Origin of the sequence: Nakamurella sp. PAMC28650 (assembly GCF_014303395.1) — a bacterium.
Lineage (GTDB): Bacteria > Actinomycetota > Actinomycetes > Mycobacteriales > Nakamurellaceae > Nakamurella.
The window spans coordinates 2,844,671-2,868,475 of record NZ_CP060298.1 but is presented as its reverse complement, the minus strand read 5'-3'; the positions used below and the strand labels follow the sequence as shown (position 1 = coordinate 2,868,475).

Below are 23,805 nucleotides of genomic sequence, written 5' to 3'. Positions count from 1 at the left end.
TCGCGGATGAGATACGTCCTGCGAAAGGTCGCGTTCTACGCGGTGGCGGCCTGGGCGGCCATCACGTTGAACTTCGCCCTCCCGCGGTTGATGCCGGGCAGTCCGGTCGATGCCCTGCTGGCCCGCCTGCAGAAGACAGGCGGTGCCAGCGGGCCGGCCCAACGCGAGGCCATCGAGGCCATGCTGGGCGTCAACGGGAACCAGAACATCGTCGATCAGTACTTCTCGTACTGGGCTCATCTGGTCCGTGGGAATTTCGGTACCTCTGTCACCTTCTACCCCTCCTCGGTGGGCTCGGTGATCAGGGACTCCCTGCCCTGGACCGTGTTCCTGATCGGTGTGGCCACGGTGATCTCGTCCGTCCTGGGCGTGGTGCTGGGGACGTTCGTCGGGTGGCCACGGGGCACATGGCTCGATTCCCTGGTGCCCTCGACCACCTTCCTGGCCTCGGTTCCGTACTTCTGGCTCGCCCTGGTCCTAATCTACTTCTTCGCGCTCAAGCTGGGCTGGTTCCCGCTGGCCGGTGGCTACGACGTGGACAACACCGAGATCGGCTTCTACTCCGACTTCATCGGCAGCGCGGTCTACCACGCGGTGCTACCCGCCATCACCATCATCATCTCCTCGGTCGGGGGATGGCTGCTCGGGATGCGGAACATGATGGTGACGACGCTGTCCGAGGACTACGTCGTCACCGCGGAGGCCAAAGGTCTCCGCAACGGACGGATCCTGGTCAGCTACGCGGCCCGCAACGCGGTGCTGCCGTCGGTGGCCGGGTTCGCCATCTCCCTGGGCTTCGTGGTCAGTGGCTCGATCGTGGCGGAGACCGTCTTCTCCTATCCCGGAATCGGTTTCGCACTGCTGCAGGCCGTGCAGAACAACGACTACGCGCTCATGCAGGGGATCTTCCTGATCATCACCCTGGCCGTGCTCGGCGCGAACCTGCTCGTCGACCTGCTGTACGGAGTCATCGACCCGAGGACGCGACATGTCGGTTGAGGACAAGGCCGTCCAGGTCCGGACCAAGGCCGCGAGGTCCAGACGTCCGGAACTCAAGCTCACGATCGGCTGCATCATCGTGGGCTTCTTCCTGCTGATCGCGGTGCTGGGACCCCTCTTCACCGGCGACCCGCAGAACCAGACCAACGACCTGCTGGCCGCTCCCAGCTCCGCCCACTGGCTCGGCACCACCCAGACCGGGCAGGACGTCTTCACCCAGATGATGGTGGCGACCAGATCGTCGCTGCTGGTCGGTTTGATCGTCGGGGTGACCGCGACGATCCTCTCGGTGCTGGTGGGGGTGGTCGGGGGTTTCCTCGGCGGAAAGTGGGACGAGGCGTTGTCCTTGTTCTCCAACGTCGTGTTGGTGATACCCGGACTGCCGTTGCTCATCATGATCACGGCGTACCTCAAGAACAGCGGCGAGGTGGTGATCGGTCTCATCATTGCCATCACCAGCTGGGCCGCGTCCTCCAGAGTGCTTCGGGCGCAAACGCTCTCGCTACGGAGCCGGGACTACGTCAATGCCTCGCGCACCATCGGCGAACGCACCCCCCGCACCATCGGCGTCGAGATCCTGCCGAACCTGCTGCCGATCATCGCCTCGCAGTTCGTCTTCGCGGTGATCCTCGGCATTCTCTCCGAGGCCGGTCTGTCCTACCTCGGCCTGGGCAACATCAACTCCATCACCTGGGGCACCATGCTCTACTTCGCGCAGAACGGGCAGGCCCTGACGGTCGGCGCCTGGTGGTGGTTCGTACCGCCCGGGCTGGCGATCGCCCTTTTCGGCTGCGGACTCTCACTGATCAATTTCTCGATCGACGAGGTGATCAACCCCCAGCTCAAGGTGGCCGGCCGGATGAAACGAAGGAAATCCAACCGATGAACCCTCCCGCGAACGAACCACACCATTCCATCACCCTCACCCGACCCGAGGCGGACAGGCAGGAGCCGGTCCTGACCATCTCAGGGCTGTCGGTGGACTACCAGGGCGAATTCGGCGACACCCATGCCGTGGTCGACGTCGATCTGACCCTGCATCGCGGTGAGATTCTCGGCCTGGCCGGTGAGAGCGGCTGCGGCAAGTCGACCATCGCCTATGCGATCAACCGACTGACCCGCCCGCCGGCCCTGATCACCTCTGGGTCGGTGGTGCTGCACGAGAAGGACGGCACCACCACGGATGTCCTTGCCCTGTCCGGTGAACCGCTGCGCCTGTTCCGGTGGAAGAAGATGGCCATGGTGTTCCAGGGCGCCATGAACGCCCTGAATCCGGTGCTGAGCATCCGGGCGCAACTCGAGGATGTCCTGGCCGCTCACCAGCCGGAGATGTCCGGACGTCAACGGGCCGACCGGTGCACGGAACTGATGCGGACGGTGAACGTCGACCCCTCCCGTCTGTCGAGTTTTCCGCACGAGCTGTCGGGAGGGATGCGGCAGCGGGTGATGATCGCGATGGCCCTGGCCCTGCAGCCGGATGTGCTGATCATGGACGAGCCGACCACCGCCCTCGACGTCGTCGTGCAGCGGGAGATTCTGCGAGAGGTGTTGCGGCTAAGGGACGAATACGGATTTGCAGTCATCTTCATCACCCATGACCTGGCCCTGCTGCTGGAGATCAGCGACCGTATCGCGGTGATGCTGCGCGGGCAGATCGTCGAACTCGCCGCGGCGCAGGATCTCTACCGGCGTCCACAGCACGCCTATACCCGCAAGCTGCTGGGTTCCTTTCCCAGCCTGACGGGGCCGCGCCGCGACTACTCCCGCGCCGGCGGCACGGGTTTCGCCCAGCGCAACACCGCCGACAGCGCTCTCGTGGTCAGTCATCTGAGCAAGGAGTTCCGCATCCGCCATGGCAGACTCGTGGCCGTCGACGACGTCTCGTTCGAACTGACCTCGGGCCGGACGGTGGCCCTCGTCGGTGAGAGCGGGTCGGGCAAATCCACCCTGGCGCGGATGCTGTCGCAGCTGGAACGTCCCACCAGTGGCGAGATCACCCTGAACGGGGAGCCGATCGGCCGGCGGGGGAAGGCCCTGCGGAACTACCGCAACCAGGTCCAGATGGTGTTCCAGGATCCCTTCGCATCGCTGAACCCGTTCCACACGGTCGAGCACCACCTGCTGCGGCCGATCCGGGTGCACGGCATCGTCAAGGGCATCGCTGCCGAGCGGGAGGAGATCCGCCGGTTGCTGACCAGGGTCAATCTCACCCCCGTCGACGAGATCATGCGCAAGCGCCCGCACGAGCTGTCCGGCGGTCAACGCCAGCGGGTTGCCATCGCCAGGGCGTTGGCCTCCAGACCCAGCGTCCTGCTGGCGGACGAGCCCGTCTCCATGTTGGACGTGTCCATCCGTCTGGAGGTGCTGGGCCTGCTGGACACGCTCAAGCAGGAGGACAACCTCGCGGTGCTGTACATCACCCACGATCTGGCCACCGCCCGGCACTTCTCCTCCGAGATCCTCGTGCTCTACCGAGGTCGGATCGTCGAACGCGGACCCAGCGACGACGTCATCCTGAACCCGCAGCACGAATACACCAGGACTCTGCTGGCGGCCGCACCCGATCCCAGCCAGCGGATCGACTCATCCCACTGATCACGCTCCACCTGCCCGAAGGAACTCCGTGAGACTTGCACTGCCCGCCGACTGGACCCTCCGTGTCGCCGATCCGTCGTCCGCAACGCCGGACGCCCACCTGCCCGTTCCGAACAGTGCGGTCCCGCATCATGTTTCCGGACGATCCATCCCCGCTCGGGTTCCGGGATCGGTGCACACCGACCTGTTGGCCGCGGGCCTGATCACCGATCCCTACCTCACCGACGCAGAGGATCGATTGCGATGGATCGGGCACACCGACTGGCGGTACTCGACGACCTTCCACGCCGAGGAACTGCGGGTCGGAGAAAGGGCCGATCTGGTCTTCGAGGGTCTGGACACCATCGTCACGATCTCGCTGAACGGCTCGGAACTGGCCCGGACGGCCAACATGCACCGCAGTTACCGCTTCGACGTCCGCGCCCACCTCGTCGCGGGTGACAACCAGTTGGTCGTGACGTTCGACGCCCCGATCGAGGCGGTGCAGCGCAGGAGCGAAGAGCTCGGCCCCCGTCCACACGTGAACTCGTTCCCCTACAACGCCATCCGGAAGATGGCCTGCAACTACGGCTGGGACTGGGGCCCGGAGCTGGTGACGTCCGGGATCTGGAAATCCGTGTTCCTGGATCGGTGGGAAACCGTGCGGATCGCCGCCCTGCGACCGCTGGTCACGGTAGACCAGGGGCCGACCGGGGCGGAACCGGCCGGGGTCGGCCAGGGGGAGGTCGCGTTGCACGTGGATCTGGAATGGGCCGACGGTGCCGAACCGGCCGAGCTCAGCGCCGAGGTCGCGGGCAGCTACGCCAACATGTCGATCCGCTCGGGACAGCCGTCGGTCGTCCTGACCGTCGAGGTCCCTGACCCGCAGCTGTGGTGGCCACACGGCTACGGGCAACAGCCGCTGTACCCGCTGGAGGTGGTGCTGTCCGCGGGTGGCCGGGAACGGGACCGCCGTCACCACGACATCGGTTTCCGCAGCGTCACCGTCGACACCGCTCTGGATGACATCGGTTCGTCCTTCACCCTCCGGATCAACGGCCGGCCCATCTTCGCCGCCGGAGCGAACTGGATCCCGGACGACTGCTTCCCCCACCGGATCGGCCCGGATCGGTATGCCCGGCGGGTCGATCAAGCCGTGGAGGCCGGTATCAACCTCCTCCGCGTCTGGGGCGGAGGCCTCTACGAATCGGAGGACTTCTACGCGGCCTGCGACCGGGCAGGTGTCCTGGTCTGGCAGGACTTCCTGTTCGCCTGTGCCGCCTACTCCGAACAGGAGCCGCTGCGTGGCGAAGTGATCGCCGAGGCGCGAGAAGCGGTGACCCGCCTCGTCTCCCATCCCAGCCTGGCCATCTGGAACGGAGGCAACGAGAACATCTGGGCCCACTGGGACTGGGGATGGAAGGAGAAGCTGGGCGACCTCGGCTGGGGTATCGACTACTACCAGGAGGTCCTGCCAGCCATCGTCGCCGAACTGGATCCGACCAGGCCGTACTGCCCCGGAAGTCCGTTCTCGCCGTCCCCGACCGTGCATCCGAACGATCCGACGACCGGTTCCATGCACATCTGGGACGTCTGGAACCAGCGGGACTACACGGGCTATGCCGACTACGTGCCGCGCTTCCTGTCGGAGTTCGGCTGGCAGGGCCCGCCGACCTGGGCCACCCTGCGCCGGGCGATCGACCCGGACCAGATGGCCGCCGACTCGCCGCAGATGCTGCTGCACCAGAAGGCCGAGGACGGCAACGACAAACTGGCCCGCGGTCTGGCACCGCACCTGCCTGCGCCGTCCAACTTCTCCGACTGGCACTGGGCGAACTCGCTGAACCAGGCCCGCGCCGTGCAGTTCGGCATCGAGCACTTCCGCTCCTTCGGCTCCCGATGTGCCGGCACCGTGGTGTGGCAGCTCAACGACTGCTGGCCGGTCACCTCGTGGGCGGCGATCGACGGCGACGGGCGCCGGAAGCCGTTGTTCTACGCTCTCGCACATGCCTACCGGGCCAGGCTTCTGACGGTTCAGCCGCGTCCGGACGGACTCGCGGTGGTGGTCGTCAACAACACCGACGACCCGTGGCAGGAGTCGCTGTCGGCCAGGCGGCTGGACCTGAAGGGCGTGGAGATCAACTCCCAGCACCAGCAGATCGACGTGGCGCCGCGTAGTTCGGCCACGGTGATGCTGCACGAAACAGTCGGTGTCCCCGGCCACGCCGCCGGGGAGCTCCTCCAGGTGAGCGCCGGTGCGGTCCAGGGGTGGCACTTCTTCGTCCAGGACAAGGATTCCGAACTTCCGCCGCCTGAGTTCCGGGGTGCCGTCACCGCGGTCCCCGGAGGTTACCGCGTCGAGGTCACCGCCACCACGCTGTTGAAGGACCTCGCGCTGCTGGCCGACAAGATCGATCCGGCAGCGGAGGTGGACGACCAGCTCGTCACCCTGCTGCCCGGGGAGAGCGCTGTGTTCCTCGTCCGAACCACCGCGACTCTGGATCCCGAGTCGCTGCTCGGTTCGGAGGTGCTGCGTTCGGCGAACCAACTACTGCACCCCTGATCATCCGGCCCGCCGCGACCACGGCGATCGTCGTGATCGCCGGCTACAGCATGCCCAGCAGATGGTCGCGGCGGCGTTCCAGCACTTCGGCCGCGGCGGCCGCGGACGGTGGTCCCGGAACGGCGCGCCGGATCTGCGAATGCACCTGGGCGTGCGGTGATCCGGTGCGTGCGGCGACCCGCCCGACGAGCTGGTTGACCTCGCGGCGCAGTTCGGCGGCGGCCCGCCAGCCGGCGTGACCGTCCGACAGTCCCTCGGAGGACTTCTCGGAGGCGGTGAACAGGTTCCCGCCGGCCATCTGATGGTCGCGGGCCGCCGTGTCGACCCGGCGGCGTAGGTCCGAATCGCGCCGGGCCAGCACGGCCGCCGTCTGCTCGGCCGTCAGGAGCCCGGGCAGACCGAGGTATGCCTCGTCGTCCTCGCTGACCGGACCACCCACCAGCGGTTCGGCGGTGACAGCACGGCCGGAGTGCAGTACGTGGGCGAACTCGGCCTGCGAGTCGAGCATCTCGAACTCGCCCTGCTCACGTTCGGCCGGCTCTGGTACCGGCATGTCAAGAGCATCCTCGTCGTCCACCCCCTTCGGAGGCGGCGCCATCACGTAGTTGCGGTCGATCTCCATCTCGGCGGCCAGCGTCAGCAGCGGACGCACGGCCGGCAGGAACACGGTGGCCGACTCGTGGACGCCCCTGGCCCGCACGACGCGGCCGACGGCCTGCGCGAAGAACAGCGGGGTGCGATAGCTCGTCATCCACGCCAGGCAGGCCGCGCGGGGCACGTCCACCCCCTCCGAGATCATCCGGACGCAGACCGCGATCCGCCTGGTCGACGTGCGGAACTCCTCGATCTTCCTGGACGCTCTCGGATCGTCCGACAGGATCAGCATGGGCTGCTCACCGGTCAGCCGCTTGACGACGTCGGCATAGGCACGCGCATCGTCCTGGTCGCTGGCCAGCACCAGGCCGGCCGCGTCGGGCATACCGGTGGCGCGCAGGTGCGTGATCCGCTCGTCCATCGCCGCGATGACGTGCGGCACCCATCCGCCGGACGGGTCGAGCGCGGTCTTCCAGGCCGCCGCCTCGACGGACCTGGTCCCGGCGTCGGTGAGCGACGCGGCGACCACCTCACCGGCGTTGTTGCGCCAGCGGGAGACGCCGGTATAGGCGGCGAACACGACCGGTCTCACGACGGTGTCGGCCAGCGCCTGGCGATATCCGTACGTGTAGTCGGCAATCGAGCGCAGCAGTTCGCCGTCCATCTCGTAGCCGACGAACGGGATGCGCTCGTCCGGTCGGGTCCGAAAGGGTGTGCCGGTCAACGACAGTCGGCGGTGCACGTCGCTGAAGGCCTCGGCGACCGCCTCGCCCCAGCTCAGGCCGTCGCCGGCATGGTGGATCTCGTCCAGGATCACCAGCGAACGCTTCCGGCCCGACCGCGCGGCATGGATGATCGGCCGGCCGGCCACCTGCGCGTAGGTGGTGACGTAGCCGTGGGCGCCGTCGGGCACCGGGCCCTGGGCGTTCGTCATCGTCGGGTCGAGGTTGAGTCCGACCTCGGCGGCGGCATCGGCCCACTGGGTGCGCAGGTGGTCGGTCGGGGCGACGACGACGATGCGGTCGACGACGCGGCTGATCAGCAGGCGACAGGCCACGGCCAGCGCAAACGTCGTCTTGCCGGCACCGGGCGTCGCGGTGACCAGGAAATCCTTGGCACCGGCTTCTTCGTAGGAGGCCATGGCCTCCCGCTGCCAGCGTCGCAGGCGTGCCGGATCGACTCCGACGGGGACGAAGGCCACTTCCCGCTCCCCCGCCCATCACTCACGAACCGCATCGAAACCGACGACGGCGGCGCCCTGATCGCACCGCCGGGTAGAGGCTACCGGCGGCGGCCGACACCGCGCCGCACCCCGAGCCGGAGCAGCGGCAAGTGTCACAAGTTCGTCCCGGTGTGGAATGTCTGACCGCGGACGGTGCTGCGAGCGGGCATGCTCGGGGGGTGACAAGTGCCAGCCACTCGGACGAAGAGCGCCCCGGGCGCCTGCCGACCGCCCGCGCCGCACCGCGTGCCACGACCGACCAGTACCGCCGGAACCCCACCGATCCAGACTCCAGCGCCACCGTGGCCCTGCACCGACCGCAGGTGGCCCGGCCGGTGACCCCGGTCGAGCACCCAGGACGATCCGAGCACACCGCCACCTCGCCCGCCGACAACCTGACCGTGCCGTGGCACCGACTGGCCACCGGAATGCTGTCCAGTGGTCCGGTGCCGTCCGTCCCCCCGGTGGAGCCCCCGGTGCGTCATCGCTGGCGGAAGGTGGCCGGACGGACCCTGTCCAAGGCCTGGAGCGACTCGCTGTTCGGGATGAGCTCGCAGGCGGCCTTCTGGTCGGCCCTGTCCACCGCTCCACTCCTGCTGGCCCTGCTCGGCTCGGTCGGGTTCGTGGCCAACTGGTTCGGCAAGGACACCATCAACAAGGTCCGCGACCAGATCGACATCTTCCTGCACGGCATCTTCAACCAGGAGGTCGCCCAGAACCTGGTCGGCAACACGGTCGACACCATCCTGCGCAACGGACAGGCCGACGTCGTCTCCGTCGGCTTCGTGATCAGCCTCTGGGCCGGCTCCTCGGCGATGAGCGCCTTCGTCGAGTCGATCACCATCGCCTACGGGCAGCACGAGGCCCGGCATCCGGTGGCCGAGCGGTTCTTCGCCCTGGGCCTGTACCTGGCCGCCCTGGTCTCCGGCGTCTTCCTGCTGCCGCTCCTGGCGATCGGCCCCACCACGCTCCCGGAGCTGTTCCCGAAGAACTTCCAGAGCCAGGTCAGCACCATCGTCGGGATCGTCTACTACCCGGTGCTGGTGATCGGACTGGTGCTGCTGCTGGCCACCCTCTACAAGCTGGCCCCGAAGCATCGCCACGCCTGGAAACGCGGCCTGCCGGGGGCCTTCCTGGCGGCGGCCGTCTTCCTGGTGGCGAGCTTCGGACTGCGGCTGTACCTGACGTACGTCTACTCGCACGGCCTGACCTACGGGGCGCTGGCCGTCCCGATCACGTTCCTGCTCTTCTACTACTTCGTCGCGATGGCGATCATCATCGGGGCGCAGTTCAACAACGCCCTGCTGGAGTACTACCCGCCCAAGATCCCGAAACGGGAGATCCGCCGTTGGCAGCGGTTCGATCCGGAACGCTTCGACGAACGCGGACCCGTGGCCGAGTAGCCACACCTGCTGTCGCCGCGGTGCACCTGCTGTCCCCACGCCGCACCTGCTGTCGCCACGCCACACCCCGACGATCACAACGAGCGGGTGGTCGGTGGCGACGGCAGGTGCTCGGTGACGAGAGTGGGTGTTCGGTCAGCGTCAGTCGCGGCCCTTGGGCATCGAGTCGAAGATCTTCTTGCAGTCCGGGCACACCGGCGAGCCGGGCTTGGCGGACTTCGTCACCGGGAAGGTCTCTCCGCACAGGGCGACGACCATGTTGCCCATCACCGCACTCTCGGCGATCTTGGCCTTCCGGACGTAGTGGAACATCTTCGGACCGTCGTCGGTCGACCGGTCGATGGTCTGCTCATCGGGCTTCTCGAGCACCTCGGTCGACGTCATGGCAGGTCCCTTTCCGGTGGTGGAGATGTGCGGCACGGCGTCTCCGGCGGTCCCGGGTTTGGCACCATGGCTCGTCCCATGATGCCATCAACACCGTGAGTACGATCATCGAGATCCATCCCGAAGTTGCCGATGCCCTGGCGCGCGGCGGCGCCGTCGTGGCGCTGGAGTCGACGATCCTGGCCCACGGCCTCCCCCGCGGGGACAACCGGGTGATCGCCGACCAGATCGAGGACCGGGTGCGCAGCACCGGAGCGGTGCCGGCCACGATCGCCGTGCTGGACGGCAAGGTCCGGATCGGGCTGCTGCCCAGGGACCTCGACCGTCTCTGCGAGTCGGACGACATCGCCAAGCTGTCGGTCCGCGACCTGGGCGTCGCGCTGGCGCTCGGGCAGGACGGTGCCACCACCGTCGCCTCCACCTCGGCCCTGGCCCACCGCGCCGGGATCTCGGTGTTCGCCACCGGCGGCCTCGGGGGCGTGCACCGGGGGGCCGCGCAGAGCTTCGACGTCTCGGCGGACCTCGGGATCCTGGCTTGTACCCCGGTGATGGTGGTCTGCGCGGGCGTCAAATCGATCCTGGACGTGCCCGGCACCCTCGAGTACCTGGAGACACTGTCGGTCCCGGTGATCGGCTACCGCACCGATGCCTTCCCTGGCTTCTACCTCTCCGACTCCGGCTACCAGGTGCCGTGGCGGATCGACACGCCCGAGCAGGCCGCCGCGGTCGTGCTGGCCAGGCGTGAACTGGCCACCGACCCGGCCGGCGTCGTGCTGGCCAATCCGCTGCCCCCCGAGCTCCAACTCGACCTGGCGTTGCACGACGAGACGCTGGCCAGAGGTCTGGAGCTGCTGGAGTCGGAGGACATCACCGGCAAGGCCGTCACGCCCCGGTTGCTGGAGTTCTTCCACGACGCCACCCACGGAGCGAGCCTGAGGGTGAACGTCGACCTGGTGCTGAGCAACGCCGATCTGGCCGGACACGTCGCGGTCGCGCTGGCGAAGGCGTCGAAGGCTGCATGACCGCCGTGACCCCATCCTCCCGACCGCACGTGAAATCCTCCCGGCCCCATGTGACGGTGGTCGGCGACGTCGGGCTCGACGTGGTCGCCAAACTGGCCGGAGCCGTCGTCTTCGGTCACGACACCAGGGCCACGGTGGCGGTGGCCCCGGGCGGGGCGGGGGGCAACACGGCGGCCTGGCTGGCCAGGCAGGACGTCGACGTCTCGCTGATCGCCAGGGTCGGTGCGGACGAGGCCGGCCGGACGGCCGCCTCCGAACTGACCGCCGCGGGAGTGGACTGCCACTTCGCCATCGATCCGCTGCTGCCCACCTGCTGCGTGGTCGTGCTGGTGGCTCCCGACGGGGATCGGACGATGCTCGCCGACCGTGGCGCGAACGCGGCGTTCTGCCCCGCCGATGTCGTTCTGCCCGCCGTGGAAGGCCGTGGCCACCTTCATCTCTCGGGCTACGTGCTGCTCGACGAGGGTTCCCGGCCCGCCGGCCTGGCGTCGCTGGCCAGGGCCAGGGCAGCGGGATGGACGACCTCGGTCGACCCGCAGGCGGCCAACCACATCCCGGCGGTGGGGGCGGAGACCTTCCTGTCCTGGGTCGCCGGCATCGACCTCCTCCTCCCGAACGACGCGGAACTGGGAGCGCTGGGCGGGGTCGAGGCCGTCCTGGGGGTCGTCACCGCGGTGGTGGTCACCCACGGGCGGCACGGTGCGTCCTGGTACGACGCGGAGGCCAGGGTCACCGTCCCGGCCCCGCAGGTCCACGAGACCGACTCCACCGGTGCGGGTGACGCTTTCAACGCGGGCCTGCTGGCCAGTTGGCTGGCCGGGGCCCCGCCGCTGGACTCGCTGCGCGCGGGGGTGGCAGCCGGTACCGCCGCCGCAGCGCACGTCGGGGCGCGCCCCCGGGCATAGGCAGGGGGCGACCCCGCAGCAGGCGGCGGGCCTCAGCTCAGCCGCTCGAAGATCACCGCCATGCCCTGGCCGCCGCCCACGCACATGGTTTCCAGACCGAAGGTCTTGTCACGGCTGCGAAGTCCGTTGAGCAGCGTGTTGGTGATGCGGGCGCCGGTCATCCCGAACGGGTGGCCGACGGCGATGCTGCCGCCGTTGACGTTCAGCCGGTCGAGATCGATGCCGAGTTCCTGGTAGCTGGGGATCACCTGGGCGGCGAAGGCCTCGTTGATCTCGACCAGATCGATGTCGTTGATCGACATACCGGCCAGCGCAAGGGCTTTGCGACTCGCCTCGACCGGACCGAGCCCCATGATCTCCGGCGACAGACCCGAGACGCCGGTGGCCACCACGCGCGCCAGCGGCGTGATGCCCAGCTCGGCGGCCCGTGTGTCGCTCATGATCACCAGGGCGGCCGCGCCGTCGTTCAGCGGGCAGGCGTTGCCCGCGGTGACGGTGCCGTCCGGGCGGAACACCGGCTTGAGCCCGGCGAGCGCCTCCAGAGTGGTTCCCGGCCGCGGGCAGTCGTCTGCCTCCATCACCGACCCGTCCGGCAGGGTCAGCGGGGTGATCTCCCGCTTCCAGAAGCCGTCGGCGGCAGCAGCTTCGGCCAGATTCTGCGACCTGCAGGCGAACTCGTCCTGCTCCGCCCGACTGACCGACCGCAGCCCGGCCACGTTCTCGGCGGTCTGTCCCATCGCGATGTAGATGTCGGGGACCTCCCCGTCCACGCGCGGGTCGTGCCAGACACCGGCGCCGGCCGCGGCTCTCGCGGCCGACCGGATCTGGGCGTCCGCATAGGTGGCGTTGGTCCACGGGTTGCGGGCGTGCGGGTCGGCCTTCGGGTCGAACGGCGGGTTGTCGGCCGCGCCCAGGCCGGCGCGGCTGACCGCCTCCACGCCCGCCGAGACGAAGACGTGGCCCTCACCGGCGCGGATCGCGTGCATCGCCATCCGGGTGGTCTGCACGCTCGAGGAGCAGTAGCGCGTGATGGTGGCACCCGGCACGGTGTCCAGACCCAGCGCGACCGCGACCACCCTGGCCATGTTGAAACCCTGCTCACCACCGGGCGACCCGCAGCCCAGCAGCAGGTCGTCGATGGTGGTCGGGTCCAGTTCGGGTACCTGATCCAGTGCCGCCCTGACCATCTGGACCACCATGTCGTCGGGCCGCATACCGCGCAGCGAGCCCTTGAAGGCCCGGCCGATCGGTGAGCGGGTGGCGGCGACGATCACTGCTTGTGCCATGTTCTGTTCCACTTCCATTTCTGTGCTGATCGTGTGGGACGGGGTCATCAGGTCGGGGGCGCGACGGTCCAGGTGTCCCGGCCGGCGAGCAGGGCAGCAAGGTCACCGTGCCCCTGCCGCGTGATGGCCGACTCGATCTGCTCGGCCATCCCGGTGTCGTAGGTGGGCCGGTCGACGTCCCGGAAGACGCCGATCGGGGTATTGGCCAACGTCTCCGGCTGCGACAACCGGGACAGCGCGAACGCGAACGTGGGGTCCACGTCACGCGCGTCGTGCACGACCGGTGTGACACCCGTTGGCAACGAGACGGTCTCGGCGATCGATAGGTGACCGGATTCGTCCCGCACCACGCAGTGCTCGCCGTCGACGCCGAAGACGATCGGCGCGCCGTGCTCCAGTCGGATGGTCACGTCGTCCCTGGTCGCCGAATCCTTCAACGGATCGAACGCGCCGTCGTTGAAGATGTTGCAGTTCTGGTAGATCTCCACGAGGGCGGTACCCCGGTGCGCCGCGGCGGCCCTGAGCACGGACGTGAGGTGCTTGCGGTCGGAGTCGATCGTCCGTGCGACGAAGGTGGCCTCGGCCCCGATCGCCAGCGAGATCGGGTTGAACGGTGCGTCCACCGACCCCATCGGGGATGACTTCGTCAGCTTTCCGACCTCGGAGGTGGGAGAGTACTGACCCTTGGTCAATCCGTAGATGCGGTTGTTGAACAGCAGGATCTTCAGATTCACGTTGCGCCGCAACGCATGGATCAGATGATTGCCCCCGATCGAGAGAGCATCACCGTCACCGGTGACCACCCAGACCGAGAGATCCGGCCGGGTGACGGCCAGGCCGGTGGCGATCGCGGGCGCACGGCCGTGGATGGAATGCATGCCGAAGGTGTTCAGGTAGTACGGGAAACGCGCGGCACACCCGATGCCGGAGACGAAGACGACGTTCTCGCGGGCCAGGCCGAGTTCGGGTAGAAAACCTTGCACCGCAGCAAGAATGGCGTAGTCCCCGCAGCCGGGACACCAGCGCACCTCCTGGTCGCTCCTGAAATCCTTGCCGGTCTGCCTGGTCTCCGACCGCGGCACCAGGGTCAGCGACTCCGGACCAGGCCCGTCGAGGTTCACCGTGACTCCCCCGTTCCGGAGTCGACCCGAGTCCCGACGTGCATCGAGAACCGCCCGAAAGCACCGGCCGACCCGACATCCGCCGGCGAGAACGTACCGGCCACCACGGATCTGATCGCCGCGGCGAGTTCGTCGATCCGGAACGGCAGTCCTCGCACCTGGTTCACGCTGACCGCATCGACGAGGAACAGCCCGCGCAGCAGCAACGCCAGCTGACCGAGGTTCATCTCCGGCACCACCACCCTGGGATAGGCACGCAGTACGTCCTCGGTATTCGGCGGCATCGGATTGAGGTGACGGAGATGGGCCTGCGCCACGGGAAGACCGGACGCACGCAGGGCCCGCACCGCACCGGTGATCGGCCCGAACGTCGATCCCCAGCCCAGCACCAGGATCTCGGCGTCGCCGGTCGGGTCGTCCACGGCCAGCGGGGCGATGGTGCGGGCGATACCGGCCACCTTCGCCGCCCTGGTCCGCACCATGTGGTCGTGGTTGGCCGGATCGTAGGAGATGGTGCCGATGCCGTCGGCCTTCTCGATTCCGCCGATCCGATGCTCGAGACCCTTCGTCCCGGGGATCGCCCATGGACGGGCCAACGTCCCGGGGTCGCGCAGGTACGGCCAGAAGTCGTCGCCGTGATTCGGTTCGGTCGCGAAGTCGACGCCCAGGTCCGGAAGGTCGTGGACCTCCGGGATCAGCCAGGGCTCCGAGCCGTTGGCCAGGTAGCCGTCGGAGAGCAGGAAAACCGGTGTGCGGTAGGTGGTGGCGATCCTGGCCGCCTCCAGCGCGGCGTCGAAGCAGTCCGACGGCGAGCAGGCGGCGACCACCGGGACCGGGGCCTCCCCGTTGCGGCCGAACATCACCTGGAGCAGGTCCGCCTGCTCGGTCTTCGTGGGCAGCCCGGTCGACGGGCCGCCCCGCTGCACGTCGATGACGATCAGCGGGAGTTCCAGCGCCACGGCGAGACCGATCGCCTCGCTCTTGAGGGCGATGCCCGGGCCGGATGTACTGGTCACCCCCAGGCTGCCTCCGTAGGACGCGCCGATCGCCGCTCCGACACCGGCGATCTCGTCCTCGGCCTGGAAGGTCCGGACACCGAAGTTCTTCAGGGCCGACAGCTCGTGCAGGATGTCCGAGGCCGGGGTGATCGGGTAGCTGCCGAGGAACAGCGGTAGTCCGGTCTGCCGGGAGGCCGCGACGAGACCGAGGGCCATCGCCTGGTTCCCGCGAATGGTCCGATAGATGCCGGGCGCCAGCGGCGCGGGCTTCACCTCGTAGTGGACCGCAAACCCCTCGGTGGTCTCGCCGTAGGACCAACCGGCCTCCAGAGCGATCAGATTGGCGCGCAGGACGTCCGCCTTTCCGGCGAACTTGGACTCCAGGAACCGGCGGGTCCCCTCCAACGGCCGGTGGTAGAGCCAGGACAGCAGACCGAGGGCGAACATGTTCTTGGCCCGTTCGGCCTCCTTGCGGTGCAGACCGACCTCCTTCACCGCATCCACCGTCATCGACGTCAGCCCCACGGCGTGCACCTGGTAGGCGGCCAGACTTCCGTCCAGCAAGGGGTTCTCGGCGTAGCCGACCTTGGACAGGTTTCGCGGGCCGAAATCGTCGGTATCGACGATGACGATGCCGCCGGCCCGAAGGTCGGCCAGGTTGGCCTTGAGAGCGGCCGGATTCATCGCGACCAGGACGCTCGGCGCATCGCCCGGGGTGAGGACGGCGTGGTCGGCGAACTGGAGCTGGAACGCCGAGACCCCGGGGAGAGTACCGGCCGGCGCACGGATCTCGGCCGGGAAGTCGGGCAGGGTGGACAGCCCGTTGCCGAAGGCCGCCGTCTCCACCGTGAACCGATCGCCGGTCAGCTGCATCCCGTCGCCCGAGTCACCGGCGAACCGGATGACCACCTGCGAGAGCACCTCGATCGTCTTCTCGCCCGCAGTGCCGACCGCACCCGGCCCGGTCAATTGGCGAAGACCTCGTCCGGGAAGGCGCCGGCGGCCACGATCCGGCGACTGAGCGACTTCCCGTAGTCGACGAGCGCGTCGATCGCCTCGAGATCGACTCCCTCCCAGGGCTTCGCGGCCAGCTCGTCGGTCTGCCGCTCGATTCGTTCGCGCAGGGCCGTGCCCGTTGCGGTCAACGTGCCGTCCGGCGCCAGCAGCCCCCGGGCTCGCAGGCCCTCCTGTGCGGCGCCCCACTGCTCGTCGGACCACATCCGCAGGGCCTTGGCGGCCGGGACCCTGAACCCGCGGCCGGTGGCGGTATGGGTGACGAGCGCCTCCACCCCCGAGAGCTGGGCCTGCACCAGCGCGACGATGTGGCCGTCGCCCCGATACTCGCGCAGCAGGGTGACCGCGTGCCAGAACCGCAGATGTGTTGCGGTGGGCCACGCAAGGCCGGAGTGACCGGCGAACAGTGCCCGTCCCTCGACCTCGCAGCGCAGTGCCGCGTGCGTCAGGAGTTCGGTGGCCTGCGCCAGCTCCCTCGACGCGATCACCTCTTCGCCGAGCAGGCGCCGCAGTGCCCGGTCGGCCACCCGGAGGCGGGCCTCGAGGACCTGCTCCGGGGCGACCAGGGTCCACGCCCTGGGGATGTGCCGGGCGACCAGCTCGGGGTTGAAGTTGTAGAAGGTCGCAGTCACCACCTCGGGCCCGACCGCACCCATCGGGGCGCTCCGCGAGGCGAAATAGCCCATTCGGCCGGGGCGCAGCCCGGCGGCCACGTACTCCTCGTCGCCCTCGGGCACGAAATACACCATCGAATGCAGCATGTTCGTCGCCCGGTGGACGCGGCCTGCACTGGCGATGACGTCACTGTCGATCATCGGACCACCGTATGCCAGGAGTCCGGCATCAGCCCATCCGGGCCGGTGCGACCGCCGACCTCAGTCGCCGTCGATGACGTCCTGACGCGAAGGCGGCAGGGCCCGCTCGTAGTTGATCACGCCGGGCAGGGGCGCCTTGACTTTGAAATTGCGGGCCGGGCGGTCGTTGGCCAGCAACACGGCCATCCAGGGCAGCGGGATGGAGATCAGCAGCAGCGGAATCGCGATCCACAGGTGCTGGTAGAGCAGGGTGGCCACGATCAGCAGTGGGACACGGGTGCCCATGGTGATGACGTAACGCTTGCGGCGGGCACTGAGCTGCTCGTCGTACGACGGTTCCGCCGCGGTGATGATGATCGGCTCTGCCTTGCGCGCTGATGCGTCATGCGCAGGAGACTTGGCCATTCGACGCTCCATCCACAAATTGTCCGGATCGCTTGTCCTTCCGATCCCGACACCCCGAAACTGCCGAGGCAGGTGTCCACACCCGTGATTCACGTTACTCCGCAGAGCACGAGCTTCCGGGGCGGACAACCTATGCAGCACAGGGGGCGGCATGTGTCGCCGCACACCCGATGCCTCGCGGCTGTCCGCTGGGCGGCGGTCCGTCCCTACGGGCGTCCGGAGGCAGCTCTGGCCGCCGCCTTGGCTGCCTTCTTGCTCGCTCGGACCTCGTCCAGCGACTCGTCGTCGACCACGTCCGCGACCGAACGGCGACTGCCCGGCTCCCCGTAGGCGCCGGCGGCTTCGCGCCAGCCGTCGGGCTCGACACCGTACTGCTTTCCCAGCAGCGCGACGAAGATGGCGGCCTTCTGCGCCCCGAAGCCCGGAAGCGCTCCGATCCGTTCCAACAGCTGCGCCCCGGTGGGCACGTCCGCCCAGATGGCGGCGGCATCACCGTGGTACTGCTCGACGAGCACCTGGCAGACGCTCTGCACCCGGCCGGCCATCGATCCGGGGAACCGGTGCACGGCCGGCGGGCGGGAGCAGATCTCCTTGAATACCTCCGGATCGGTCGCCGCGATCACCGCGACGTCCAGGCCGCCCATCCGTTGCGCGATCACCGCCGGCCCGCTGAACGCCTTCTCCATCGGGATCTGCTGGTCCAGCACCATGCCCAGCAGCAGCGCGTTCGGGTCGCGGGCCAGCAGCGCATCTGCCTCGTCCCGGCCGGTCAGGTACAGACGATCTGCGGTCATGCCGGTCAGCGTTCCACAACACCACGGCGCGCGCAGCACCGTCGGGTGGCACCAGGGGGCGCCGCCCGGCGGCGTCCGGCACCGTCCGGCGGCAACATGGCTGTGCGACCATCCCGGAATGACCGTTGTGAGGGACGAGGAACACCCCGGCGCCACCCACCCCGGAGCAACGGTCCCCGGAGTCGCTGACCACACGACGCCCCGGACACGGTCCGGCTTCAGCCGGTGGTTCTTCCAGGGGCTGAGCGAGCGGGCCGCCGGCCATCCCGGCCCGCACCGGGTCGAGGTCAACACCACCCACCAGAAATCGTGGTGGCGCGTCATGTGCCTCACCGGTGTCGACTACTTCTCCACCCTCGGCTACCAGCCCGGTATCGCCGCCCTGGCCGCCGGGGTGCTGTCGCCGATCGCCACCCTCGTGCTGGTGCTGCTCACCCTGTTCGGTGCCCTACCGGTGTATCGACGCGTCGCCAAGGAGAGCTTCCGGGGCGAGGGTTCGATCGCCATGCTCGAACGGCTGTTGCCGCGCTGGGCCGGCAAGCTCTTCGTGCTGATGCTGCTCGGTTTCGCTGCCACCGACTTCCTGATCACCATGACGCTCTCGGCTGCCGACGCCACCGAGCACCTGGTGAGCAACCCGTACGCACCCAGCGGCTGGGTCGACCACAAGTTGCTGATCACCCTGCTGCTGCTGGCCCTGCTGGGCGGTGTCTTCCTCCGCGGTTTCGCGGAGGCCATCGGCATCGCCGTCGTCCTGGTCGGCGTCTATCTCACCCTCAACCTGATCGTCGCGGTGGTCGGGGTCGCGCATCTGATCTCCGCGCCCCACCTGATCGGCGACTGGGGCTCGGCCCTCACCACCGCCCACAGCAACCCACTCGCGATGGTCGGCGTGGCCCTGCTGGTGTTCCCGAAACTGGCGCTCGGTCTGTCCGGCTTCGAGACCGGCGTGGCGGTGATGCCCCAGGTGAAGGGCGACGAGGGCGACACCGACGACCACCCGGCCGGCCGGATCCGCAACACCCGGCGACTGCTGGGCACGGCCGCGGTGATCATGAGCGTGTTCCTGCTCGTCACCAGCGTCATCACCACCGTGTTGATCCCGCAGAAGGAGTTCGCGGCCGGCGGCGGCGCCAACGGTCGCGCACTGGCCTACCTGGCGCACGAGTACCTCGGCAACGGGTTCGGCTCGTTCTACGACGTCAGCACCATTCTCATCCTCTGGTTCGCCGGGGCGTCTGCGATGGCCGGGCTGCTCAACCTCGTTCCCCGCTACCTGCCGCGCTACGGGATGGCGCCGGAGTGGGCCGGTACCGTCCGTCCGCTGGTGGTGGTGTTCGCGTCGATCGCCTTCGTGGTCACCTGGGTGTTCGACGCGAACGTCGACAAGCAGAGCGGCGCCTACGCCACCGGCGTCCTGGTGCTGATGACCTCCGCTTCCATCGCGGTCACCATCTCCGCGCGTCGCCGCCGGAAGACCCCTGCCACCATCGGCTTCGGCCTGATCGCCGCGGTCTTCGTCTACACCACGGTGCTGAACATCATCGAGCGGCCGGACGGCGTGCGGATCGCCGGGCTGTTCATCCTGGGCATCATGATCGTCTCGCTTTGGTCCAGAGTGGGCCGGGCGTTCGAACTGCGGACCGACGAGGTGATCCTGGACGACGCCGCGAAGGGGTACCTGTTCGCGGCGGCGAAGGGCGCGATCCACATCGTCGCCCACGAGCCGGACGAGAACGAAGAACACACCCTGATCATCAAGGAACGCCAGGAGCGGGCCAGCAGCTACATCCCCGACGGCGAGCCGATCATCTTCCTCGAGGTCACCGTCTCCGACGCGTCGGACTTCAAGAGCGACCTGCACGTCCGGGGGATCGAGCGCGACGGGTTCGAGGTGCTGCTGATGACCAGTCCGGTGGTGCCCAACTCCATCGCAGCGCTGCTCCTGCACATCCGGGACGTCACCGGGGTGCTGCCGGGGGTGTACTTCGAGTGGACCGAGGGCAGCCCGGTGGCCAACCTGTTCCGCTTCCTGTTCACCGGCGAGGGCGAGGTCGCCCCGACCACCCGGGAGGTGCTCCGCCGTGCCGAGCCGAACCGCGACCGGCGCCCGACCGTGCACGTCGCCTGACGGCACTACCCTTCTCCGGTGATCACCGCCCCCACCGACCACCAGCCGGCCGTGTTCCCGATGACGGATCTCGAGGTCGTCGACCGCCTGGGCACCGACCTGAGAGAGGCGGGCTACTCGACGACGGCGGTGCCGGAACTGTTGGGCAGCAGTGCCCACCGCGCGCTGGGCCGCGGCGAGATGTGGCCGGCTCTCCGGTCCACCCGCGGCGGCTCGGCGCTGGAGACCATGATCAGACTCTTCCTGCTCGGTACCACCGAGTCCGAGGGCGCCGTCGCCAGGGCGTTCCCGGAGGCGGGCCTGTCGGCGGCGCTGAGCAGTGGGGCGCTCGAGCGCGACGGCGCGGACATCAGGGCCGGCCTGGACATCCGGCCGCACGCCGACGACGACAGCGAGTTCCTGGTGGTCTCCGACCTTGATTCCGACACCCGGCCGGGGCCGGTCCGCCGCGATCACGTGCTGGGGATCGGCCAGGCGTCGATCACGCTGGCGAACGCCGTCATCCGGGAGCCGGCCGGCGCGGTGATGGATCTGGGTACCGGTTGCGGAATTCAGGCGCTGCATGCTTTCTCGCACTCCGGCTCGATCGTCGCCACCGACACCAACGCGCGGGCCCTGGCACTGGCCGGCGCCACCGCACGGCTGAACGGACAACGCTGGGACCTGCGCGAGGGATCGCTGTTCGACCCGGTGGTGGGCGAGCGGTTCGACCTGATCGTCAGCAACCCGCCGTTCGTCATCGGCACCGGCCGGCAGCAGTACGAGTACCGGGACTCCGGAATCGCCGGGGACGGTCTGTGCCGGGAGCTGGTCGGGGGGATGACCGCCCATCTCCGGCCGGGCGGAACGGCGCAGATGCTGGCCAACTGGATCGTCCGGGAGGACTCGGACTGGCGCGAACGGGTGGGGGGCTGGGTGTACGGAACGGGCTGCGACGCCTGGGTGGTCCAGCGCGAGATGGCGGATCCGGCGGAGTACGTCGCGCTGTGGCTCAAGGACGCCGGGGAGACCGGAGGGTCGGCGGCCGGAACCGCCTCCGACTGGCTCGACTACTTTGCCGCCGAGAAGGTCACCGGAATCGGCATGGGCCTGATCACGCTGCGGCACAACGGCTCCGACGATCCAGACGTGGTATTGGACGAGATCACCGGCGTCGGCGAGGAGGTCACCGGCGCGGAGGCCGCAGCCTTCCTGGCCCGACGGGCCTGGCTGCGGGGGGCCTCCGACGTCGACCTGCTCGGCGCCCGGCTCTCGCTGGCCCCTTCGGTGATCCTGGAACAGCGGGCGCTGGCCGGGCACGAGGGGTGGAGCACCGTGCTGAGGTTGCTGCGCCGGCCGGGCGGTCCGGGGGCCACGCTGCAGCTCGACGAATGGGGCCAGTCGCTGCTGGCCGGTTGCACGGGAAACCTTCCGATGGCCGTGTTGCTGGATCTGATGGGCACCGCCCACGGACTGGATGTCGAGGCGCTCGCCGAGGCGGTCCTGCCGACCATCCGGGTCGCGATCACCCGTGGTCTGCTGCACCCGGTCGATTCGTGAGGGCCGTGGTCGCCCCGGGTGTCGTCCGCCTCGGTGTCGGTCGACGGTGAGGTGGTCGGAGAACTCGACGAGCCGGGCCTTCTGGTGCTCGTCGGGGTGACCCACCACGACAACCCGGACAAAGTTATGCAGTTGGCGCAGAAGCTGTTCGGACTCCGGGTCCTGCGGAACGAGGATTCATGCGAGAGCATCGATGCCCCGATGCTGGTGGTGAGCCAGTTCACGCTCTACGGGGAAACGACCAGAGGTCGTCGGCCGAGTTGGACGAAAGCGGCTCCCGGCCCCATCGCCGAGCCACTCTACGAGGCCGTCGTCACAGGTCTGAAAGAATTGGGAGCGAGGGTCCAGACCGGGGTCTTCGGCGCAGAAATGGCTGTCACCAGCGTGAATGACGGTCCGTTCACGCTGGTGATCGACCTCTAGGACAACGGTTCCGCCCGCTCGACCCGTTTCCCATGCCGTTCTCATCCACGACACAGCGGCTCTCATCGGGCCGGGGTGTTGAGTTCTCAGGTAGCGGCTGGACCAACTCTTCTCACGTCACTGCATCCGCTGACTCGGTAAGTTCCGAACCCCTCTGCAGTGGGTAACAGGGTGTCGAGCAGGCACGGTTTCGAGGGCGAGCAAACTTTCGGGCAAGCGGCTACGAACCGGGAACGAAAACGTATCAGCGGGCGTTTCTACAGATGTCGGTGCCGCGTCCCACGGCCTGAACCGACACATGCAACGAAAGGGAGCACCAACATGACCGACTCCCCCAGGGTACACGCGGACGTCTTCGACGCACCGGAACCCGAGACGGCCCTTGCCTCGACATCCAACCAAACGCCGGACATCGACACGACCGACGTCGGCACGACCGATATCGACGACAGCTTCGTCGAAGCCGCCGAGACCGATGCCTCCGTCGTCGATTCGACGGAGTCGGAATCGGACGACACGCCGGACGAAGTGACGCCGGCCGTCGCCGTGAAGGCGGGCACCAGAGCTCCGTCGTCGCGCGCGACCACCTCGGCCACCGCCAAGCGCGAGGCCGAAGACCTTGACGCGCAGGGACCTTCGGCCGATCTGGTCAGGGTCTACCTGAACGGCATCGGGCGTACAGCCCTGTTGACCGCCGAGCAGGAGGTCGATCTGGCCAAGCGCACCGAGGCCGGCGTCTTCGCCGCCCACAAGCTCGACACCGGCTCCCGGCTGTCCGCTCAGCGCAAGGCCGACCTGCGCGCCGTCATCCGCGGCGGGGCTACGGCTCGTAACCACCTGCTGGTGGCCAACCTGCGCCTGGTGGTCTCGCTGGCCAAGCGCTACACCGGACGCGGGATGCCTCTGCTGGACCTGATCCAGGAAGGCAACCTCGGGCTGATCCGCGCGGTCGAGAAGTTCGACTACACCAAGGGTTTCAAGTTCTCGACGTACGCCACCTGGTGGATCCGTCAGGCGATCTCGCGTGGCATGGCCGACCAGGGTCGCACCATCCGGCTGCCTGTGCACCTGGTCGAACAGGTCAACAAGCTGTCCCGGCTCAAGCGCGAACTGCACCAGCAGCTGGGCCGTGACGCGTCGATGGCCGAGCTCGCCGAGGAGTCGGGGATTCCAGAGGAGAAGATCGCCGATCTTCTCGACCACGCCCGCGATCCGGTATCGCTGGACATGCCCGTGGGCAGCGACGAAGAGGCCCCCCTCGGTGACTTCATCGAGGACTCCGAGTCGACCTCGGCTGAGGCCCAGGTGGTCGCAGGCTTCATGCACGAGGACATCAACAAGGTGCTGCACACGCTCGACGAGCGCGAGCGTTCCGTGGTCCGCCTCCGCTACGGACTCGACGACGGTCGTCCGCACACGTTGGACGAGATCGGCCGTGTCTTCGGGATCTCGCGGGAGCGGGTGCGGCAGATCGAGCGTGACTCGATGGCCAAGCTCCGCGTCGGCGAACGTTCCGAGGCGCTCCGGGCATACGCCAGCTGACCGATTCCGTCCCCCTGGTCCGGCATGGTTCGGCGTGGATCAACTTCGCAGGCATGGGCGAAAGTGACGAC

The 23,805-nt window shown here is 68.4% G+C and carries 19 protein-coding genes; 11 read left to right on the top strand and 8 right to left on the bottom strand.

Going from position 1 to position 23,805, the window contains the following annotated elements; translation table 11 throughout:
* Positions 1-6: 6 nt before the first annotated feature.
* From H7F38_RS12995 to H7F38_RS12980, 4 genes are read left to right on the top strand one after another with little or no spacing between them, the layout of a single operon-like run.
* Positions 7-999 (top strand): ABC transporter permease, encoded by a 993-nt coding sequence (locus H7F38_RS12995; protein ID WP_187090280.1) that lies wholly within the window; start codon positions 7-9, stop codon positions 997-999.
* The gene (locus H7F38_RS12990; RefSeq protein ID WP_187090279.1) at positions 989-1,885 is read left to right on the top strand and encodes an ABC transporter permease; all 897 of its coding nucleotides are present in this window, start codon (positions 989-991) and stop codon (positions 1,883-1,885) included. Before H7F38_RS12995 ends, H7F38_RS12990 begins: the two co-directional genes overlap by 11 nt.
* Positions 1,882-3,594: an ABC transporter ATP-binding protein gene (locus H7F38_RS12985; RefSeq protein ID WP_187090278.1), complete on the top strand. Its 1,713-nt coding sequence runs from the start codon at positions 1,882-1,884 to the stop codon at positions 3,592-3,594. Before H7F38_RS12990 ends, H7F38_RS12985 begins: the two co-directional genes overlap by 4 nt.
* Before the next feature lie 28 nt (positions 3,595-3,622).
* A complete protein-coding gene (locus H7F38_RS12980; protein WP_222618035.1) occupies positions 3,623-6,136 on the top strand; it encodes a glycoside hydrolase family 2 protein in 2,514 nt (837 codons plus the stop codon).
* 43 nt (positions 6,137-6,179) lie between these two features.
* Here the strand turns inward: H7F38_RS12980 and H7F38_RS12975 are convergent, their stop codons facing one another.
* Positions 6,180-7,871 (bottom strand): DEAD/DEAH box helicase, encoded by a 1,692-nt coding sequence (locus H7F38_RS12975; protein WP_187094685.1) that lies wholly within the window; start codon positions 7,869-7,871, stop codon positions 6,180-6,182.
* Positions 7,872-8,131: 260 nt separating this feature from the next.
* On the opposite strand from H7F38_RS12975, the gene H7F38_RS12970 reads away from it, so the two are divergent.
* On the top strand, positions 8,132-9,355 hold the full coding sequence (locus H7F38_RS12970; protein ID WP_255497961.1) for a YihY/virulence factor BrkB family protein: 1,224 nt from the start codon (positions 8,132-8,134) through the stop codon (positions 9,353-9,355).
* Positions 9,356-9,496: 141 nt separating this feature from the next.
* Here H7F38_RS12970 and H7F38_RS12965 read toward each other — a convergent pair whose 3' ends face one another.
* Complete coding sequence (locus tag H7F38_RS12965) at positions 9,497-9,739, bottom strand: DUF3039 domain-containing protein (protein WP_187090277.1); 243 nt, start codon at positions 9,737-9,739, stop codon at positions 9,497-9,499.
* A gap of 95 nt (positions 9,740-9,834) precedes the next feature.
* On the opposite strand from H7F38_RS12965, the gene H7F38_RS12960 reads away from it, so the two are divergent.
* Both H7F38_RS12960 and H7F38_RS12955 read left to right on the top strand, forming a co-directional pair.
* Positions 9,835-10,761: a pseudouridine-5'-phosphate glycosidase gene (locus H7F38_RS12960; protein WP_222618034.1), complete on the top strand. Its 927-nt coding sequence runs from the start codon at positions 9,835-9,837 to the stop codon at positions 10,759-10,761.
* The gene (locus H7F38_RS12955; RefSeq protein WP_187090276.1) at positions 10,758-11,666 is read left to right on the top strand and encodes a carbohydrate kinase family protein; all 909 of its coding nucleotides are present in this window, start codon (positions 10,758-10,760) and stop codon (positions 11,664-11,666) included. Before H7F38_RS12960 ends, H7F38_RS12955 begins: the two co-directional genes overlap by 4 nt.
* A gap of 32 nt (positions 11,667-11,698) precedes the next feature.
* On the opposite strand, the gene H7F38_RS12950 is transcribed toward H7F38_RS12955, so the two are convergent.
* The 6 genes from H7F38_RS12950 to H7F38_RS12925 all read right to left on the bottom strand — a co-directional run bounded on the left by H7F38_RS12950 (position 11,699) and on the right by H7F38_RS12925 (position 18,099).
* A complete protein-coding gene (locus H7F38_RS12950) occupies positions 11,699-12,952 on the bottom strand; it encodes an acetyl-CoA C-acetyltransferase (protein ID WP_187090275.1) in 1,254 nt (417 codons plus the stop codon).
* Positions 12,953-12,999: 47 nt separating this feature from the next.
* A complete protein-coding gene (locus tag H7F38_RS12945) occupies positions 13,000-14,073 on the bottom strand; it encodes a 2-oxoacid:ferredoxin oxidoreductase subunit beta (RefSeq protein WP_187090274.1) in 1,074 nt (357 codons plus the stop codon).
* Positions 14,070-16,040 carry a 2-oxoacid:acceptor oxidoreductase subunit alpha gene (locus H7F38_RS12940; RefSeq protein WP_187090273.1) on the bottom strand — a complete coding sequence of 657 codons (1,971 nt, stop codon included), beginning with the start codon at positions 16,038-16,040 and terminating at the stop codon, positions 14,070-14,072. The genes H7F38_RS12945 and H7F38_RS12940 overlap by 4 nt, the downstream gene beginning before the upstream one ends.
* Positions 16,037-16,900 (bottom strand): hypothetical protein, encoded by an 864-nt coding sequence (locus H7F38_RS12935; protein ID WP_187090272.1) that lies wholly within the window; start codon positions 16,898-16,900, stop codon positions 16,037-16,039. The genes H7F38_RS12940 and H7F38_RS12935 overlap by 4 nt, the downstream gene beginning before the upstream one ends.
* A 60-nt stretch (positions 16,901-16,960) precedes the next feature.
* Entirely contained in the window at positions 16,961-17,305 is a 345-nt protein-coding gene (locus H7F38_RS12930) for a DUF3099 domain-containing protein (protein ID WP_187090271.1), read from the bottom strand.
* A 206-nt stretch (positions 17,306-17,511) separates the two neighbouring features.
* Positions 17,512-18,099 (bottom strand): HhH-GPD-type base excision DNA repair protein, encoded by a 588-nt coding sequence (locus H7F38_RS12925; RefSeq protein ID WP_187090270.1) that lies wholly within the window; start codon positions 18,097-18,099, stop codon positions 17,512-17,514.
* 118 nt (positions 18,100-18,217) lie between these two features.
* On the opposite strand from H7F38_RS12925, the gene H7F38_RS12920 reads away from it, so the two are divergent.
* From H7F38_RS12920 to H7F38_RS12905, 4 genes are all read left to right on the top strand, one after another.
* Positions 18,218-20,230: an amino acid transporter gene (locus H7F38_RS12920; RefSeq protein ID WP_255497960.1), complete on the top strand. Its 2,013-nt coding sequence runs from the start codon at positions 18,218-18,220 to the stop codon at positions 20,228-20,230.
* Positions 20,231-20,248: 18 nt separating this feature from the next.
* A complete protein-coding gene (locus tag H7F38_RS12915; protein WP_255497959.1) occupies positions 20,249-21,769 on the top strand; it encodes a class I SAM-dependent methyltransferase in 1,521 nt (506 codons plus the stop codon).
* A gap of 18 nt (positions 21,770-21,787) precedes the next feature.
* Positions 21,788-22,192: a D-aminoacyl-tRNA deacylase gene (gene dtd, locus H7F38_RS12910; RefSeq protein ID WP_187090269.1), complete on the top strand. Its 405-nt coding sequence runs from the start codon at positions 21,788-21,790 to the stop codon at positions 22,190-22,192.
* A gap of 528 nt (positions 22,193-22,720) precedes the next feature.
* On the top strand, positions 22,721-23,734 hold the full coding sequence (locus H7F38_RS12905; protein ID WP_370531370.1) for a sigma-70 family RNA polymerase sigma factor: 1,014 nt from the start codon (positions 22,721-22,723) through the stop codon (positions 23,732-23,734).
* The last annotated feature ends 71 nt before the right edge of the window (positions 23,735-23,805 follow it).